The sequence below is a fragment of the Methyloprofundus sedimenti genome (genome assembly GCF_002072955.1).
GTDB lineage: Bacteria > Pseudomonadota > Gammaproteobacteria > Methylococcales > Methylomonadaceae > Methyloprofundus > Methyloprofundus sedimenti.
This window is the reverse complement of record NZ_LPUF01000003.1, coordinates 186,184-205,125: the sequence shown is the minus strand read 5'-3', so window position 1 is coordinate 205,125 and position 18,942 is coordinate 186,184. Positions and strand designations below refer to the sequence as shown.

12 protein-coding genes are annotated in these 18,942 nt (G+C 40.2%); 4 read left to right on the top strand and 8 right to left on the bottom strand.

Going from position 1 to position 18,942, the window contains the following annotated elements:
* The first annotated feature begins 119 nt into the window (after positions 1–119).
* Positions 120–890, top strand: a complete 771-nt coding sequence (yaaA, locus tag AU255_RS15800) for a peroxide stress protein YaaA (RefSeq protein WP_080523887.1) — start codon at positions 120–122, stop codon at positions 888–890.
* Positions 891–1,049: 159 nt separating this feature from the next.
* On the opposite strand, the gene AU255_RS15795 is transcribed toward yaaA, so the two are convergent.
* The gene (locus tag AU255_RS15795) at positions 1,050–1,667 is read right to left on the bottom strand and encodes a hypothetical protein (RefSeq protein WP_080523886.1); all 618 of its coding nucleotides are present in this window, start codon (positions 1,665–1,667) and stop codon (positions 1,050–1,052) included.
* 416 nt (positions 1,668–2,083) lie between these two features.
* On the opposite strand from AU255_RS15795, the gene recJ reads away from it, so the two are divergent.
* The gene (recJ, locus tag AU255_RS15790) at positions 2,084–3,829 is read left to right on the top strand and encodes a single-stranded-DNA-specific exonuclease RecJ (RefSeq protein ID WP_080523885.1); all 1,746 of its coding nucleotides are present in this window, start codon (positions 2,084–2,086) and stop codon (positions 3,827–3,829) included.
* 3 nt (positions 3,830–3,832) lie between these two features.
* Here the strand turns inward: recJ and AU255_RS15785 are convergent, their stop codons facing one another.
* The 7 genes from AU255_RS15785 to soxY all read right to left on the bottom strand — a co-directional run bounded on the left by AU255_RS15785 (position 3,833) and on the right by soxY (position 11,862).
* Positions 3,833–4,807, bottom strand: coding sequence for an alpha/beta hydrolase (locus AU255_RS15785; RefSeq protein WP_080524179.1), 975 nt, complete (start codon positions 4,805–4,807; stop codon positions 3,833–3,835).
* A 44-nt stretch (positions 4,808–4,851) separates the two neighbouring features.
* Positions 4,852–7,038 carry a cation:dicarboxylate symporter family transporter gene (locus tag AU255_RS15780; protein ID WP_080523884.1) on the bottom strand — a complete coding sequence of 729 codons (2,187 nt, stop codon included), beginning with the start codon at positions 7,036–7,038 and terminating at the stop codon, positions 4,852–4,854.
* A 210-nt stretch (positions 7,039–7,248) separates the two neighbouring features.
* On the bottom strand, positions 7,249–8,805 hold the full coding sequence (locus AU255_RS15775; protein WP_080523883.1) for a SulP family inorganic anion transporter: 1,557 nt from the start codon (positions 8,803–8,805) through the stop codon (positions 7,249–7,251).
* A 178-nt stretch (positions 8,806–8,983) separates the two neighbouring features.
* Positions 8,984–10,246 (bottom strand): molybdopterin molybdotransferase MoeA, encoded by a 1,263-nt coding sequence (moeA, locus tag AU255_RS15770; protein WP_080523882.1) that lies wholly within the window; start codon positions 10,244–10,246, stop codon positions 8,984–8,986.
* On the bottom strand, positions 10,243–11,094 hold the full coding sequence (gene soxA / locus AU255_RS15765; protein WP_198942661.1) for a sulfur oxidation c-type cytochrome SoxA: 852 nt from the start codon (positions 11,092–11,094) through the stop codon (positions 10,243–10,245). Before soxA ends, moeA begins: the two co-directional genes overlap by 4 nt.
* Entirely contained in the window at positions 11,091–11,402 is a 312-nt protein-coding gene (gene soxZ, locus AU255_RS15760) for a thiosulfate oxidation carrier complex protein SoxZ (RefSeq protein WP_080523881.1), read from the bottom strand. The genes soxA and soxZ overlap by 4 nt, the downstream gene beginning before the upstream one ends.
* Before the next feature lies 1 nt (position 11,403).
* Complete coding sequence (soxY, locus tag AU255_RS15755; RefSeq protein ID WP_080523880.1) at positions 11,404–11,862, bottom strand: thiosulfate oxidation carrier protein SoxY; 459 nt, start codon at positions 11,860–11,862, stop codon at positions 11,404–11,406.
* 375 nt (positions 11,863–12,237) lie between these two features.
* On the opposite strand from soxY, the gene AU255_RS15750 reads away from it, so the two are divergent.
* Positions 12,238–17,028: an NAD-glutamate dehydrogenase gene (locus AU255_RS15750; protein ID WP_080523879.1), complete on the top strand. Its 4,791-nt coding sequence runs from the start codon at positions 12,238–12,240 to the stop codon at positions 17,026–17,028.
* A gap of 28 nt (positions 17,029–17,056) precedes the next feature.
* Positions 17,057–18,922, top strand: a complete 1,866-nt coding sequence (locus AU255_RS15745; RefSeq protein WP_198942660.1) for a B12-binding domain-containing radical SAM protein — start codon at positions 17,057–17,059, stop codon at positions 18,920–18,922.
* The last annotated feature ends 20 nt before the right edge of the window (positions 18,923–18,942 follow it).

Here is an 18,942-nt window from a genome sequence, read left to right as displayed (position 1 = left end):
TAAAAAAGGTTCATATCTTAATTAATAGATATGAACCTTTTTTTATGCCTGTTAATTATGCAATATCTAAGATATTCAGTAAATTTATCGAATAGTACTAGTCTAGAAAGGAATAATTTATGTTAATGCTTATATCCCCAGCTAAATCTTTGGATATGCAGGCAGAATTCCCCGTATTGAAGCCTACTCAAGCCAGGTTATTAAAAGATAGCCAGCAATTGATTGATCAATTACAAACATTGAGTCCTGAAGAAATAAAAAACCTGATGGGAATTAGCGAAAAATTATCTGATCTTAATTATCAGCGCTTTCAGGATTGGGTTCAATCTGGCTCTAGTGCCGAGTGTCCCGCTTTATTTGCCTTTCAGGGAGACGTATACCAGGGCTTAGACGCAGAGTCTCTGGCAATTGATGAAATCGAGTTTGCCCAGCAACATTTACGCATATTATCAGGGCTTTATGGTCTATTGCGTCCCTTAGATTTAATGCAGGCTTATCGTCTGGAAATGGGGACTAAACTGTTTAATGAGCGTGGTGCAAACTTATATGCTTTCTGGGGTGATAAAATATCTACATTAATCAATGCGGATATGCCAGGGGAAGAAGCCAGGGTACTGGTAAATCTAGCATCGAATGAATATTTCAAAGCGGTAAAATCGCAGTTAATAGAGGGGCCGATTATTACTCCCGTTTTTAAAGATTTTAAAAACGGGAAATATAAAATTATTAGTTTTTATGCCAAAAAAGCGCGGGGAATGATGGTCAATTATGCCATCAAGCATAAAATTACTCGGGCGGAGGAACTGAAAAATTTTGACAGTGCAGGGTATCAGTACGCAAATGATTTATCTGATGCAAAGCAATGGGTGTTTATTCGCGAAGCAGTGTAGGTTGGATAAGCGTAGCGTAATCCGACAAGATAAGGCCCGATGATTAAATATCGGTGAGAAATGACGGAATGCGCTGCGCTTTTCCATCCTACGTCGCTCTCTCTCTTTAATTCACGGTGACCGGATTGTCTTTAGCTTAACTCCTAGTATCATAACTAACTACAAATGAAAATGAAAATTTCCTGCGCCACAGGATTTTTCCAGAGTTGCAATGATCTTATTCGCGTCGGCTGTTGATTCATTTGGGCCTTTAACATATGACGGCATTTTATCTTTACCATAGCGAAAGCGTGACCAGCAGATTCCCAGTTTTTGTTCACCAAAGATGGCTTTCAAGCTGTGATAATCTTTATGACTACTAAAGCCGAGTTGTCTCGCATATTCGACAGCGCCAGTAATCAATTTAAAAGCACACGCTGGTTTCAACTTCGCAAATGGATAATCGCCATGTGATTCACGGATACCAGGTTTAAATACTTTTTCGTATTCAGGCAGGGGCATGGTTTTAAACAGGACTTTTTTAACGCCTAAGCAATAAACATCAACGATAAAAGAGGCTACTGCTACTTCACCTTTAGAAGATATTCGAGTAATAAGTATATTGCCTATACCAGATTCAAATAAATTATTGGGCATTAGACATTCATAAAATGGATTTTCCAGGTGGGGCGTTATTTTTTCCAGTAATAATTGAGCAGAATTTGATTTAGTTTGTGTACTGCGTTTTTGCTTTTTTTGGTTTGCTTTTTTTTGTCTTTGCTGTTCTGTTAAGGCCATAATGTAATCGTTGCATTAGTTAATCGGTATTTGGTTCATTATAATATGTTTAGGCACTATTTATGAAAAGCTGGCGATTTATTCGATAAAATCTGCAATGATAGCCAGGTGAAGTATACACATAGGTACGCGAAGCGTATGGTAATTAATTTGATCGAGAAAATATGGAAGAATATGCCATGTTATAGGTTCTTTTGAATTTCAAGCGGATAAACCACGCATTCACCTAAAAAATCCAGATTTCCGTCAGTAAATAAGCTTTCCACCTTTGTTCGCTCCAGAGATATGGTAGACCTCGCGGCAGATAATAAAACACAGTTGGATCCTGCGTATGTCCAATCTATAAATCGCAATTATAGACGTTCTGGTACCCTTAATAAGAGGGTAATGCATCAAACCTATTATAAAATACTAATATGCACTATCACGGTATACATAAAAAAATTGTCGAACGTCCACGAATGGGAAGAGATGCTGGGGTAACTGAGACCAATCCAGTACTTAAACGTATTTATTTAGCACGTGGTATCAAGTCTGACAATGACTTACAACGAGGCTTGGTACAACTACCTTCTCCCTGGCTATTAACAGGCATGGAAGAGATGGTACTTTACTTGATTAAGTCTATTGAACAGCAAAAAAAAATAGTCATTGTGGCTGATTTCGATGCTGATGGCGCAACCAGTTGTACAGTTGCAATGCAAGGTTTACAGTTACTGGGTGCAAAAAATATCGATTTTATTGTGCCTAATCGTTTTGAATATGGTTATGGTTTAACACCTGAAATTGTAGAATTAGTCATAGAAAAGCAGGCTGATGTGATAGTCACAGTGGATAACGGTATCTCCAGTCTGGATGGCGTAGATATAGCAAGACAGGCAGGCATTCAGGTGTTAATTACCGACCATCACCTGCCCGGAGAGAAGTTACCTGATGCAGATGCTATTGTGAACCCTAATCTGCCTGATGATGAGTTTCCTAGCCGTGCTCTGGCAGGTGTGGGCGTGATGTTTTACGTTCTGATGGCCATGCGCAGTCGTATGCGTGAGCAGGACTGGTTTATAACACGTAATATAAGCGAACCTAATTTAGCGCAATTGCTGGATCTGGTTGCTTTGGGCACAGTGGCTGATGTTGTTGCCTTAGATCAGGTTAATCGTATTTTAGTGCATCAGGGTTTATTACGTATGCGATCGGGTAAAGGTCATGTGGGCATTAAGGCATTGGTGGAAATAGCGGGGCGAAATTTGCAGAGTATAGGCTCATCTGATTTGGGTTTTTCGATAGGCCCACGACTGAATGCGGCGGGTCGAATGGATGATATGAGCGTCGGTATTCAATGCTTATTAGCTGATGATGTCGCTGTTGCAAAAAAACTAGCAATGCAAATGGATGAATTGAATAGCGACAGGCGCGAAGTCGAAGGACAGATGAAGCACGATGCAATGAGCTTATTAAAGGAAATGAAAGCGTTTGATGAACAACATTTAACCGCAGGTGTGTGTATTTATAATGCAGACTGGCATCAAGGAGTGATTGGTATCCTGGCGTCACGCATAAAAGATAGGTTAAATCGCCCTGTCATCGCTTTTGCAGATGCTGATAATGGACAAATAAAAGGCTCTGCGCGTTCCATTCTGGGTGTGCATATTCGAGATGTACTCAGTGATATTGCAGTTGCGCACCCCAAAGTATTAAAGAAGTTTGGCGGTCATGCAATGGCGGCGGGTTTAAGTATACAGTTACATGATTATCCAGTCTTTATGTTAGCTTTTGATAAAGCCGTGGCGCGTCGTCTTGTTGATGTTGATTTAGACCAAAAGGTATACAGCGATGGTGAACTCAGTGACGCGGAGATGACGATTGGTTTTTGTGAATTGTTAAGAAATGCAGGTCCTTGGGGGCAGGAGTTTCCGGAACCTTTATTTCATGGTGTGTTTGATGTAATGCAATCAAGGATTGTAGGGCAACAGCATCTTAAATTAGTCTTGCGCCAGCCTGCCAATGAGTTATTAATTGATGCGATTGCCTTTTTTGTTGAACGTGCTGAATACTGGTTAGGTATACGTCAGGTTAAGATTGCTTATAAATTAGATATTAATGAATATAATGGCCAGCGCAGTATTCAGTTTATTATTGATTATATTGAAAAGCTGGCATAATTTTTAGTATTCTTCATTATCAAGAAGCTGTTGTGCTCTGATATCAGCACCTGAAGGCAGTGGGCTTGAGAGTGAATCAATCCATACGTCTATGTCCTGCCACACTATAGCAGCCTGAAGGTCACGTAACAGCATGTGGTAGCCATTTTGATAAATAGCTAAGGTATAGTGATTGGGCTTTGCTTGTTTTAAATTATTCAGGAAAAGATAGGTGGCTTGTTTGGGAATAACCTGATCTTTTTCACCATAAAGCAAAAAAGTTTTTGCTGAGAGACATTCGGCACTGTTAAATGCTTGATCCATTAAATTAACCAGACCATAAATAGTTTCAATACGTGTTTCTTTAATAACCAAGGGGTCCTGGGCTAATGCCCTTAATACTTCAATATTATCAGAGGGCATTATTTCCACGCTCTCACCTGTTAAGGTCATCCAGGGGACAGTATGAGACATCGTTGCCAAGACTACATTTTGATACCAGGGCATAGTCTGTCTTGCCCATACAGCAGGTGCCGTTAAAATAATGCCATCCACCTTGAATTGATAGGCTTGTGCCATTGTTGAGATGACGACAGCTCCGCCCATACTTTCGCCTAAAAGATAAATGGGAATATCAGGGTGTCTGATTTTTATCAGCTGTATAAAGCTATTTAAATCAGCTATGTAAGTATCAATACCCGCCCATAAACCGCGATGGGAACTTTGACCAAAGCCGCGTTGATCATATGCATAAGATATTATTTGATGTTGACTAAAATAGCTTCCAGCTTGCTCAAAGAATTCGCTGTAGTCATTGAAACCATGCAGGGCAATAATAACCGCTTTTATTTTCTGTGTTTGAAGCTGCCAAGTTTTAAATGGCAATAAGCTCCCGTCGCTGGTGACAAAAACATTATCTAATAGCTGCGCTGTGGTAACTGAAGCGCCTGCTGGATAAACTCTGGGCATACATCCCAGTATATTTGTCAACAGCAGCATTAAAGAAAGAAACTTGAGCCATTTATATTGCATACTTTGAATCACTATTTACCTAAAACATTATTTAAAATGCTCCAGCGGGGCTCTCTTGCTTTAGTTGTTTCCCCTTGAATCCAGTGCGCAAACAAAGTATCAATCGTACCATCGGTCTGTTTGATTTTAATCCAGGTACTGAGAAAATGTTCCAGTATCAGATCTTCGTCACTGACGGCAATCACTAAAGGAGCGCCTTGGCGATTGGCAAAAGGATTGACTACCACATAATCAGGATAGAGTAGCGTCCAGGCTGAGCCACCTTCTGCGGTTGTGAGAATAATCTGATCGTGAAATTCTTTAGTGTTAAAAAATTCTGCTTCGGAATCTAATTCAGTCACTTTGAGGTTGGGAAATAGTTGGTGAGCTCGGGTCGCAAAATTACTTTCTTTGCGTACAAAAGCCTGTGCATTTTTGAGTTTAAGAATTGACTCTCTATCGCTGAATTTATTACGCTTATGATCAGGAACAACTAAGGCTAAATGCACATCAAGGTAGCTAGTGCTATATAACATGCGTGATGCTGCGAGTAAGCTGAGATTGGGAGTAATGCCAGAAACGGCTATGTCGAAATGATCATCGTCTAATTGTTGTAATAAATATTCATTTTCATAAGGAATGAATTGAATACCGACTTGTAGGTCCTCAGCAAGGTGTAACATCAATTCTATATCAAAGCCAACCATTTGCCCGTATACATTGTAAAAAGAGAAAGGTAAACTGTCTTCATTGATGCCAATGCGAATAATGCCTGTTTTACGTATTCTATCTATTAAATGTTGGCCCGGTTTAAGTGTTATTGGGTTAGGTTGTGATAGGCTGGAGACAGTATAGGGAACTCGGTCGTTTAATAACCGCATGTGCAATATTTGCGGACTCTGATTTTCATTGAAAGTTGGCTGCTCAAGAACTATGCGAATTCCCAGTCCAACGCAAAAAAACAGTAATAAACTGATCAGTCCATTGCGGATTAGTACTGACCATTTTATTTTGAATAAGCCCGTCATCAGCGCTGTAGTCAGGATGGTAAAAGTCATTAAATGCATCGCACCGGCAACATCAGCAGTACGACCGCAAATGACTCCAACAGTCATAAATAGATTAAAAACATCCTCTGGTATATGGTAAAGATTGAGCAAAAACGGTAATGCGGTAATTAACTTGCCGAAGCTTAAAAATAGCCCAATAGTCAGCATTACTGGATAATCAAGAAACTCCAGTGGTTTGTCATAAAACCAGGCGGCAAAAACAATAAACACCAGACTGAGTATCTTACCCATATCAGGAAACGGATAGGCGAGCGGCAGCACTAAGTCGGGTATGCGTGCTTGTTCATGCTCGGTTGTCACATGAGAGTGAAATAAACGGCTAATCATCTTAATAAGTAAAGGAATAACCACAAACACGCTTCCTACGATAAAGACTGTCAACAAAACATTTCTCGATTCGCGGGCAATTTGCCGATAGCTGAATGGTGTGCAACTGGCAATTAGCAAGGGCATAACGACAAGAGTCACTAATAATACTGAGCCAATAAGCATAAATACATAAGCTTGAATACGCTCGAATTCACCTAGACTGAGTGTGCCGGCAGCACTGGCTGCAATGCCAAAGACACCGATAGGGGTTAGGATAACGACAAAACTATTGACCCGTAATAGTATTTTCGCAACATGGCTGAAATTATCTAAAATGGATTTATGATCTTTATAGCCAATGCAGGCGGCACCAAAAAGCATGCTGAATAAGACTACTGCTGGTACTGCATTCTCGGCTAATGATTGAAAAGGGTTAGCCGGAATAAAGAGCTGTAAAAAATCAATTTTTGGAACATTTGCCACTAATAATGAGCTGAAAAAAGAACCTTGTTCAATATTGGGCAAGGTGAGAGACATGGCCCAGACGCTGAGTCCACCAATTAACCATAGTGCTAATAGCACTAATAATCCTTGACGGGTAAGTAAACGAGCTTCGAGGTAACTGAGCCGACCTATATTAGCAATTAAAGAGAAGACAATATAAGGGAGTACGGTCATTTGTAGCAGACCGATATAAATATCGCCGAGAATCTGTAATTTTGCAGCATAGTCACCCACAAACAAGCCAAAAGCGATCCCGAATAATAAGCTGGCAACCATGCTTAAGGTAAAGCTAAGGTTGTTATTATAGTGTTCAATTTTTAGAAGTTTGTCAATCATAGTGACGCGCGTGCTTTATGTTAAGTGATTGATAATTTTAGCTATTTGTAATCTTGCAATGAGGTAGAAGCACTATTTTATTTTGCATAAACTTCCTCTCTTAAATATTAGCAGCGCAGGCAGCATGCCGGCGATGTTTAGACGGTGCGTCTGTGCTGCTGTTTGCCACCTAAGTAATTTGATACTCGTCCTTTAGATTTTTTACTCAACTTAAGATCGAGCTGCTAGCTGTTTTTTTGAAAAACCATAGACTTCCACTGTAATATTGTCATCTGCAGAAGCTTTAATAAAGTCTTCTAGCGTTTCCTGAATATCATGATCAATAAATTGGGCTTTAGATGCGTCAATGATCAAGGCACTATTTTCTTCAACTTTATTTAATAGCTTTCTTAGTAAAGCTTTATTTAAAAATGATACATCTTTATGCAAGGTTAAAGTGTAGTGCTGTTCTTCATGGTGAAGTGTGATGGATTGGTGATAATTTGATTTCAGAACAAAAATCATACCAATCACAATACCAACGACAACGCCCTGCAATAAATCTGTGCTTAAAATAGCGATGACAGTTATGACAAAGGGTAAAAACTGATTCCAGCCCTGATTGAACACGGCTATGAACAGCTGCGGTTTGGCTAATTTATACCCTGTTTGTAATAAAATGGCGGCCAGGCAGGCCAGAGGAATCATGTTGAGAATTCGGGTAATAAACAGGATGCTCAAAAGTAGAAAAACCCCATGTACAAAACTGGCAATTCGTGTTCTACCGCCTGCATTAATATTTGCAGAACTGCGCACAATAACAGCGGTAATTGGTAAACCACCAATTAATCCACTGAGCATATTACCAATACCTTGAGCTTTCAATTCTCGATTAGTCGGAGCAATACGTTTTAACGGATCTAGTTTATCAACGGCTTCCAGACTGAGTAAGGTCTCCAGGCTACCAATAATCGCTAAAGTGATCGCAATAGTATAAACATCAGGCTGACTGAGAAAACTGAAATCAGGTAAGGTAAACAAACCGATAAAGTCAGACAGGCTTTCTGTTATGGGCAGAGAGACCAAATGCTTATCAAAAACTGCAAAACCAGGAAACCATTTTAAGGTTGCAGCATTAAAGCCGATACCCCATAGCACTGCGACTAATTGCGCGGGAATATATTGAAACAGCCGAAAACGCTTCAAAAACCGGGTATCCCAGATAAATAGAATCAATAATGCTCCCAGGGTAATGACAGTCGCACCGAGAGAAATTGATGCAAGCGCATCAAATATATCCTGAAAACTTTCTGTAGCGGTTTCATCCATATAACTTTCAGCGCCTTCAAATTGTTTATCATAGCCCACTGCATGGGGTAATTGTTTGATAATCAGTATCAAACCAATGGCTGCTAACATTCCTTTAATAACTGCGGAAGGAAAAAAAGCGCCGATCACACCCGCACGAAGATATCCTAATATTAACTGTATAACACCGGCTACAACAACGCTGATTAAAAAACCTGCATAACTGCCAAGTTGTTCGATAGCATTGAATACAATGACCGTTAAACCAGCAGCAGGGCCAGAAACGCTTAATTGCGAACCACTCAACCAGGAAACAATAAGACCGCCAATTAATCCGGCAATCAAGCCAGAGAAAAGTGGAGCTCCAGATGCCAGGGCAATACCCAGACATAAGGGCAAGGAAACTAAAAAAACCACTAAACCAGCCGATATATCCTTTTTTACATAAACTTTATAGTAATTGAGGTGTTTATGAATCACATTTTTTCCTTTGATTTCTTGAAATTTGTATATTGCCGGGTGATAAATCCTTAAGATTTAATTTTACATGCATTTAATCTATTAGGGGTAAGTCTGAACAAAGCTTCAACAACATCATAAGGATTGGGCGTTAAATCAGCCTGTTTTGTTAATCGTATGGGGGCAAAACTAAACGGGTCTAAAACAAACCCGAAAACAATTGCACATCAACCCAGTCACCTTGTTCAACTTTGTCTTGATCATGTTGTAAAATAATAAAAGCATTCGCCATACTGATTGAACTCAAAATACCAGATCCTTGCTTGCCGGTCGTTTTGACCCGAAATTCTCCTGTATCAGTCTGGCTGACTATGCCACGCTGAATTTCAGTCCGACCGGGTTTCTTACGTATAGATTGCAGACTGCGCGCTTTTATAAGTGGAGCTATCGGTTTATCGGTGATGCCGAGCATCTTTTCCAGTGCAGGAAGAACAAATTGATAGAGAGTAATCAACACTGCGACGGGGTTGCCAGGTAAACCGAAGAAAACACTTTGTTTAATCTTGCCAAAGGCGATAGGGCGACCGGGTTTAATGGCTACTTTCCAAAAAGTTATATCTCCACTGGCTTTGAGTGCCGCTTTAGTAAAATCGGCTTCTCCTACAGACACTCCTCCAGTGGAAATAATAATATCAGCGTAATCAGCGGCCTCATTAAAACGTTGTAATAATTCAGTTTCGTTATCCTGGATAATGCCTAGATTAATTATTTCTATATCAGGGCGATCCAGCGCAGCAAGCAGACAGTAGCGATTGCTATCATAAAGTCCACCATCAGGAACAACTGAAGCGATACTGTAAATTTCATTACCGGTTGAAGCAATGGCAATGCGCAATTTACGTTTAACCTTAATTTCAGTGATACCTAAAGAGGCAAGTAAACCAATATCGGCAGGGCATAACAATTTACCCTGGTGTAATACAGTCGTGCCCAGCTGTATATCCTCTCCTGCCTGGCGTACGTTTTGTCCCTTGCTATGTCGGTCATCAATCAGAATAGCAGTGTCTGAAATCTGGCAATGCTCCTGCATAATAACAGTATCCAGACCAATAGGAATGGGCGCACCGGTCATAATACGCAGGCAATATCCAGTGGGGCAGTTTTCGCTGTACAGTTGCCCCGCCAGAATTGTGGCCTGAATTTTGAGGCTTGCTTGAGTGCCTTTACCCGGTAAATCACAACTATGCATTGCGTAGCCATCTACCGCTGAATTCGTATGTCCAGGAACCTGAACCGGGCTAATAATAGCTTCAGCCAAACAACGTCCTTTTGCCTGTTCAATAGGTATTTGCAGGCTATCTTGTAAAACAGGCATAGCTGCCAATATAGTATTTTTTGCCTGATCTACAGGTAGCAAGCCGGATTCATTAATATCTGCGCAGTTCGTTTTTGTATTAATCATTTACGTGTAGAGGGTCCATTGAGTGGCAATCCAAAGTCCATAAAACTTAAGTAATATTCTAATTGCCTTAAAGCGGTGCTTTGTGCCGGGTCTACCGGTGCACGGATCAGCTTGTTACATACCATAAAGCGGCGATGCAGAGTACCCATTTCTCCAGTATTTAAGCGATAAGCAGGCCAGTGAGTGGTATGCCCCAGTGCAGGACTGAGTATTTCAGAACGTATATATTTACCCGCATTGTCTAAATGACAACTCGCACAAGAAAAATTAAGCTGACCACGGCGCTGATAAAAATAAGCCTTACCTTGTTGATAGGCAGCGAGAGCTGCAGGGGAATCGTCCGGAATCCGGGTGTTGATTCGTTGGCCTCGAGAGGTAAAGGCCATATAGGCTAAAAGATAGTTTATCTCGCCTTTGCCATAGGTCAGGGGAGAGAGTTGGTTGTTTTTCCGGCACTCGTTAAGCGCACTGGCCAGGGTAACGATTTGTTGTTTTTGCTTGTCCCAATAGGGATAATTCTGTGCAATAGAAATCCCTTTATTGGCGAAGCAATCAGCATAGCCTGAACCATTTGCAAAAGGTCGCTTGAATAATGCTTCGCCTTTTTCCAAAGCAAGTTCGTAAGGAGGGAACTCTTCGATAGCCAGCCAGGATGCTTTGGCATCAGGGTCTATGGCATAAACACCTTGCGCATAATCATCGAGTGTAAGTTGCGGAAAAAGTTGTTGATAAAAGGCACGAATTTGTTGCCGGTCTTCAGTCGGGCTCGCCGGGGTTGAGGCGCTAAAAAAAATTAAACAAAAAACCATGGCAGCAATGGCTGCATTCAATCGGCAAGAAATCATCATTGAATAATATGTTTGGCAGTATCGCTATAGCCGAGATTATCCGTCCAGCTAATGCTGACTATATCGCCTGCCTGAGCAGATTTGATATGAAAAGAGAAAAAAGGGTTTTTTGCGATACCTACGCCCATTTGGCATTGACTCATGATTTGCTCATTAAGAGAAAAATTCATGGTTTGAATAAAGTGCGCAGGAATCAGTTCGCCTGTATCATCATCCTTTCTTTTTCCTGTTTCCATTGGATGAGCAATCAGGGTGCGCACCAGGGTATAGTCAGCCAGACGTTTACTACGTATTTTTATCGATGACATATTAACCTCCGCAACCACCCAATGTAACTTTCACTTTTTGTCGAGTCTGGTAATATTGCTTATCAGCTCTTAGGACAACTATCACATCACAGGTTTCCTGCATTTTAAAACGAGCGCCAATAAATGTTTCTAACGCTGGATTCAAGCTAAATTTTGCAATAAGGGGTACTGGATTTTTTTCAGAAAAGATATAAATAGTATCGGCATTATCAATAGTACTGGTGATCGTAATAGGAACAACAGAGCCATTTTCTGCTATACGCGGCAGTTTCAAGTTAATCTTATTCGTTTCAAGTAATGTCTGTTCTGGAAATAACTGGCTAAGCGTGCTATCAAGAGTCTGCCGACGAAAGTCATTTGCCATCCAGTTTGCTAAACCTGTTTTAGAAAATGCTAGTGTTAAAGTATAGCCGGTCAGTGTTAACATCTTTGCTATTAAGTTGCGGCGAGTCATGGTCATAAATCATCCTGAAAAATCAGCGAATAGAAGTAATGAATCGCTATTATATCGGGTATAAGACAAGAATAAATATCTAGCAGTAATATTAAGCGCTTTTTTAGTATTTGTAGTGACTACGGACTAAGATACGGGTATAGATAAAATAACCCTCAATAAACAGTTACTCACGGTTTATAGTACAAGCTATTAATTTCGTGCTTAGTAGGTATATGCATAATACACTATTCATTTTAGGAAGCCAGACAGCATGCCTATACAGTACAGATGGGTCGTCTGTACTACCAAAAAATGGTTACCCAGGTTATTTGCTGCACATCCCTTATCTGCTTTTCAAGGGAAGTACATAATTGTTAGCGTTAGTTTCAGGAGTTGAACATGGAATATAAAAATATTACAAATATGCTGGATATATTATCTCAATATATTCGTAATGAAATTAAAGATGAAAGTGTTGAACAGTTAATTTTGTTTGCTCAGCACTATTTTAGCTTTTGTGCTTTCGAGGAAATCGCTAATACCTCAGTAGAAGATTTGTACGGTGCGGTATTATCGCATTGGAATATGTTTCTGAATTTGCCTGCGGACAAGGAAAAAATTCATATTTATAACCCTAGCGTCGAAGAGCATGGCTGGCAAAGCTCGCATACGGTTATTGAAGTGGTACTAGCTGATCGCGCTTTTATACTGCAATCCGTTACCATGGAAATCAATCGCTATGGTTTTGTTAATCAGCTGGTTTTACATCCTGTTTACTGGGTACGTAGAGATGTAGTTGGAAAATTGCTGGAGATTAGTAAAACAGAAAAACCAGGGACTACTCAGGAAAGTGTTTTACATATCGAGATTAATCGGCAAAGCGATATTGAACTAATCAGGCAACTCAAAAAAAGCCTGCAACAGGTCTTGTCTGATGTTTGTGCTGCAACAGATGATTGGCCTGCCTGTTTAGCTCGAATGGAGGCAGTAATTTCAGCATTAACCGAACAACACAAGCCTGATTTACAGGAGCCAATTGAATTTTTGCAATGGCTAAAAAATGATCATTTTGTATTTTTAGGCCATCGGGAATACCTTATTATTGAGCAAGCTGACAAATATGGATTTAGAGTCGTTGATAACACTGGATTAGGGATTCTTCGAGATAGTGTCGCTAAAATTCCCGATGCAAATTTTCTGCCCATTAGTGATGATGCCTATCAGCTTTTGAACAATGATAAACCGCTGATGATTACCAAAGCGACCAGTAAGGCAACGGTACATCGTCCTGTGTTCATGGATTATATCGGGATTAAGCAATATGATGCTGCCGGACAGGTTGTCGGTGAAATTCGTTTTTTAGGCTTATTTGCTTCATCTGCTTATTCTTGTGAACTCAATAGTATTCCACTGGTGCGCAGTAAAATTAAAACCATATTGCAACAATCTGATTTTGTTAACAGCAGCCATACTGAAAGATCACTGTTGTTTGTGATCAATTCATTGCCTAGAGATGAATTATTTCAAGCTAAACTAAAAGATTTATCTGCATGTGTGACTGGCGTTTTGCAATTACAAGAGCGACAACGGATACGTGTTTTTGTGCGCCATGAAGTTTATAGCCATTTTGTTTCTATCTTAGTGTTTGTTCCTAGAGAGCGCTATAACACTGGGTCTCGTATAAAAATACAGGAAATTCTAATAGATGTTTTTCAAGGCAGTGATTTAGATTTTAGCGTGAAACTTTCAGAGTCAATATTGGCGAGGATCCATTTCATTATTCATAGCAAAGTAACGTGTTGCATAGATTATGATGTTAAAGAAATAGAACAGCGTATTATTGCAGTATTATCGGATTGGCAAGACGAGCTGCAAGCTGAACTTAATTTCCAGTATGGGGAAGCAGAAGCTAATACTTATTTACAGGCGTATAAAAACAGCTTTTCAGCTGCTTATAGAGAGGCGGTTTCTGCACGTACAGCATTATTGGATTTAAAACGATTTGAGCAACTTGAAAAGAATAATTTGTCTGCATTGGGCTTCTTATACAGCCCATTAACGGCTACCGGACAAAAGCAACTGTATTTTAAATTATACTGTTTTGGCAAAGTAGCATCACTATCCCGTAGCTTGCCGATGCTGGAAAATATGGGAGTAACAGTCTGTAGTGAAAACCCCTATCAAATTAAAAAGTTTAGTCAGGATAAGTCTTTCTGGATTCATGACTTTGGCCTGGCTTATGACCAGGTGGCACAACTTGATATTGAGGCGTTAAAACCTCGATTTCAAGAGGCTTTTGAGCAATGCTGGATGGGGCGAGTTGAAAATGATGGCTTTAATGCTTTAGTCATCAATGCAGGATTGAGCTGGCAAGATATCAATATTTTAAGAACACTGTATTTTTACTTGCGCCAAATTGGAATTGCTTTTAGTCAAAGCTATGTAGTGAAAACATTAGTTCGGAATGCAAATGTTGTCACTTTACTGGTTAAATTGTTCTACCAGCGTTTTAATACTGAAACTGTATTGCCAGAGGAAGCTACGGTTCAAATTGAAGAAATTCTATACCTGATTGAACAAGTAAAATCTTTAGACGAAGATCGAATTCTGCGGCGCTATCTGAATTTAATATTAGCCGCTGAACGCACTAACTATTTTATACAACCAGTTGATGAACAAAACATTCCATATTTGTCCATTAAATTTAATTCAGCAAAGGTTGATGAAATACCATCGCCGGTGCCTTATTATGAAATTTTTGTATATTCTCCGCGCATGGAAGGCATACATCTACGCGGCGGGCCAGTCGCCAGGGGAGGCTTACGCTGGTCTGACAGACGTGAAGATTTTAGAACAGAAGTGTTAGGACTGATGAAAGCTCAGATGACTAAAAACTCAGTCATTGTGCCTACAGGTGCTAAAGGGGGTTTTGTTGTTAAAACTGTAGCTTCTAAAGAGGAGATGGCTGCAGAGGGTATTGCCTGTTACCGTCTTTTGATCAAAGGGTTATTGGATATTACTGATAACTATGCAGTCAATGAAGTCATTAAACCTGAACGAGTGAATTGCTATGATGGTGATGACCCTTACCTGGTCGTTGCTGCCGATAAAGGTACAGCCAGTTTTTCTGATTATGCCAATGCACTATCACAAAATTATCATTACTGGCTCGGTGATGCTTTTGCGTCAGGCGGGTCTGCTGGATATGACCATAAGGAAATGGGTATAACCGCTCGCGGAGCCTGGGTGTCAGTGCAACATCATTTTGAAAGTTTAGGTATTGATATTCAGAAAAATGCCTTTACTGTGACCGGAATAGGAGACATGTCAGGTGACGTTTTTGGTAATGGACTTTTATTGTCTAATAAAATTAAACTGATCGCAGCATTTAATCATGAGACTATTTTTCTTGACCCCAACCCGAATACAGAAAGCAGTTTTAACGAGAGACAGCGTTTGTTTAAATTAACTCATTCGAGCTGGACAGATTATGATCCTGGCTTAATTTCTAAGGGCGGGGGCGTTTATTCGCGACATGATAAAGTCGTGGTTTTAAGTAATGAAATAAAGGAATCTCTGGCCATAAATGATTCACAGTTATCACCGAATGAATTAATCAAGGCGATTTTATCAGCCCCCGTGGATTTACTCTGGAACGGTGGAATTGGTACTTACATTAAAGCAACTGCCGAGTTAAATAGTGAGGTGGGCGATCGAACTAATGACGCATTACGAATTAATGCCGGGCAATTACGTTGCAAAGTTGTTGGAGAAGGAGGCAATCTTGGTTTTACCCAGCGCGGACGTATTGAATATGCGCTTGATAATGGCTGTATCAATACTGATTCAATCGATAACTCAGCCGGAGTAGATTGTTCTGACCACGAGGTCAATATAAAGATTTTGCTAAACAGTGTCTTGCTGCAGGGAGATATCACTGCAAAGCAAAGGGATAAACTACTTGAGAGCATGACTGATCAAGTGGCTGATCTGGTGTTAAATAATAACCATCAACAAAATCATGCGATAGGCATGATTCAAAATGAATCTATTATTGAGTTACAAGGTTTAAAACAGCTCATTAATACACTGGAAATTAAAGCACACTTAGATTGCGCACAAGAAAAGCTACCCAATGATAAGGCGTTGCAAGCACGTAAAATTTCCGGAAAGGGTATGACACGCCCGGAAATATCGGTATTGCTGGCGTATACCAAACAACTTTTTAAAACAGAATTATTGTCCGAGTCTAAGTATATAAATCTGGATTTATCCACGCATATATTATCCGATTATTTTCCTACCCAATTGCAAACAGCTTATGCTGATCAAATACAAGAGCATCGATTAGGCAAGGAAATTGTTGCTAACCAGTTAATTAATAGTCTTGTAAATAGATTGGGTATCGTTTTTCCACATCGATTTATGCAGGAATTAAATTGTACTGTTGCTGAACTGGTCAATACTTATAATCTGGTTTGCCGTGTATTTGAAATAGATGCAATCTGGAAAATGCAAAACGATTTAGATGGTGCTATAAGCGGAGATGTGCTGGAAGATATAAAGTCGCGTATCAGGAAATGGGTTGAGCGGGCGATGTACTGGTTTGTACGTAATGAACCACAGGCAGAGGTAGCAGAACACTATGTGGCTAGCATTGAAGAATTAGCTGAAGGTTTGACAGGCTTAGTGACTGAGGGCGAGCAAAAAAAAATGGATCAGTCAGTAGATCAGTTGATCAAAGCAGGCGTCAGTGCACCACTTGCCCTGAAAATTGCTCAAAGTGATGCCTTGTTTGCTTGTTTAAATGCAATTAAAGTACATAAAAAAAGCAAGTATTCACTAGCTGAAGTAACAAAAGGACTATTTTATCAGGCCAATGCATTAAATTTAGATTGGTTATACCGGCAAATTTTATTATTACCTAAGGAAACAAACTGGGAAGCTTTATCCCGCAGAGCAATGATTGATGAATACAATCAAATCAGTTGTGTACTCTTACATAGCGTACTTGAGGAAGAAGAACACACAATTACCAGTAAATTAGAAGCCTGGCAGAGTAAAAATGCCACAGCATTTGAGCGCTATATGGCTCTGGTGCATTCAGCTGAAGCAGATGACAGTGTGCATCTAGAAAAGATCGTGGTGATTTTAGGCACTAGCTGGAACTTGACGGTCTATGCCAGCTAAGATGAAAGTCCTGTTAATAACCCCACCAATGACCCAACTTAATACACCGTATCCAGCAACGGCGTATTTAACCGGTTTTTTAAAACTACATGGTTATGATGCGGTACAACGCGATTTGGCGATAGACCTGATATTAAATATCTTGTCGCGGTCTGGACTGGAATCTTTATTCAACCAGATTGAAACAAATTACGCAGATATTGATGATGAAGATTTGCCCGATAGTATTTATCATTTTTTAGCGAATTATGCCGATTATTATCAATGTATCGATGCTGTTATTCGTTTTTTGCAGGGTAAAGATCCAAGCTTAGCTTTACGTATCGCCTCACGCCGATTTTTACCGGAAGGCCCGCAATTTGAATCGCTGTATCAAATGGAAGAGCTGAACAGTGAAGTGTTAGCTCAGGCTTTTGGTTCACTGGGTATTCAGGATAAGGCAAAATATCTGGCTACTTTATTTATTAATGATATTGCAGCTGTGATTAAAGATGGGGTCGATCCACATTTTGAAGTCTCACGCTATGCAGAACGACTCGCCGCTTCCAATCCTCGGTTTGATGATTTATATGCCGCATTACATCCCTCTGAGCCTAGCTATACCGAGACAATTATTGCGCAATTTATGCAGCAATACATCGCTGCAGAAAACCCTGACGTACTAGGCATTAGCGTACCGTTTCCAGGAAATATGCTGGGTGCATTACAGGCAGCAAGATACTGCAAGGAATATGCTCCGCATATTAAAATTACCCTGGGTGGGGGGTTTGTAAACACCGAATTACGTACCTTAAAAGACTCCCGTTTGTTTGAATATATAGATTACGTTTGTCTTGATGACGGCGAACGGCCTTTATTAACATTATTAGAAAATATACAGGCACAAAGCAGTGAACTGTATAGAACCTACACTATAGAAGCAGGGCGGGTTGTTTTTAAAACCAGTAAAAACTTACATGATATTGCCCAAAAAGACGTAGGAACGCCGGATTATAGTGGTTTGCCAATCGATAAATACCTGTCCTTATGTGAAATGCTTAACCCTATGCATCGCATCTGGAGCGATGGCCGCTGGAATAAAATTACCCTAGCACATGGCTGTTATTGGGCCAAATGCAGCTTTTGTGATATTAGTCTGGATTATATAGGTCATTATGATGATGCCGGGGCTGATATTACCATCCAGCGCATCAAAACAATGATTGCCGCAACAGGCCAGACCGGGTTTCATCTTGTCGATGAAGCAGCACCTCCTAAAGCGCTGTTTGCCCTGGCGACAAAATTAATAGAACAAAATATCGTGATCACCTGGTGGGGCAATATACGCTTTGAAAAAACCTTTACAGCAGAAAAATGCCAGTTATTAGCTGATTCCGGTTGTATTGCCATCAGCGGTGGATTGGAAGTCGCTTCTGATAGGCTGTTAGACTTAATGCAAAAAGGCGTTAGTGTTGCTCAGGTTGCCAGAATTACCAAAGCCTTTGCGGATGCAGGTGTTTTAGTACATGCCTATCTGATGTATGGATTTCCCAGTCAGACAGAACAGGAAACAGTCGATGCTTTAGAATACGTCAGGCAATTAATGCGGCATGGCTGTATCCAGTCCGCCTATTGGCACCGTTTTGCGGCGACTATCCACAGTCCAGTTGGATTAAATCCAGGTGCTTATGGCATAGAACTGATCGCGAACGAAAATGTTTTATTTGCTGAAAATGATATTGATTATATCGATTCAGTTGAGACTGATCATGAAATGCTTGGCCTGGGTTTAAAGAAAGCTTTGTACAATTATATGCACAATACGGGCTTTGAATACCCTGTTTCCTTCTGGTTTGAACAGCCAGTATCGGAAACGGGGATAGCGGGAAATTATATTGACAGATGTTTGTATTGACAGCCTAGGGATTTGTCGCA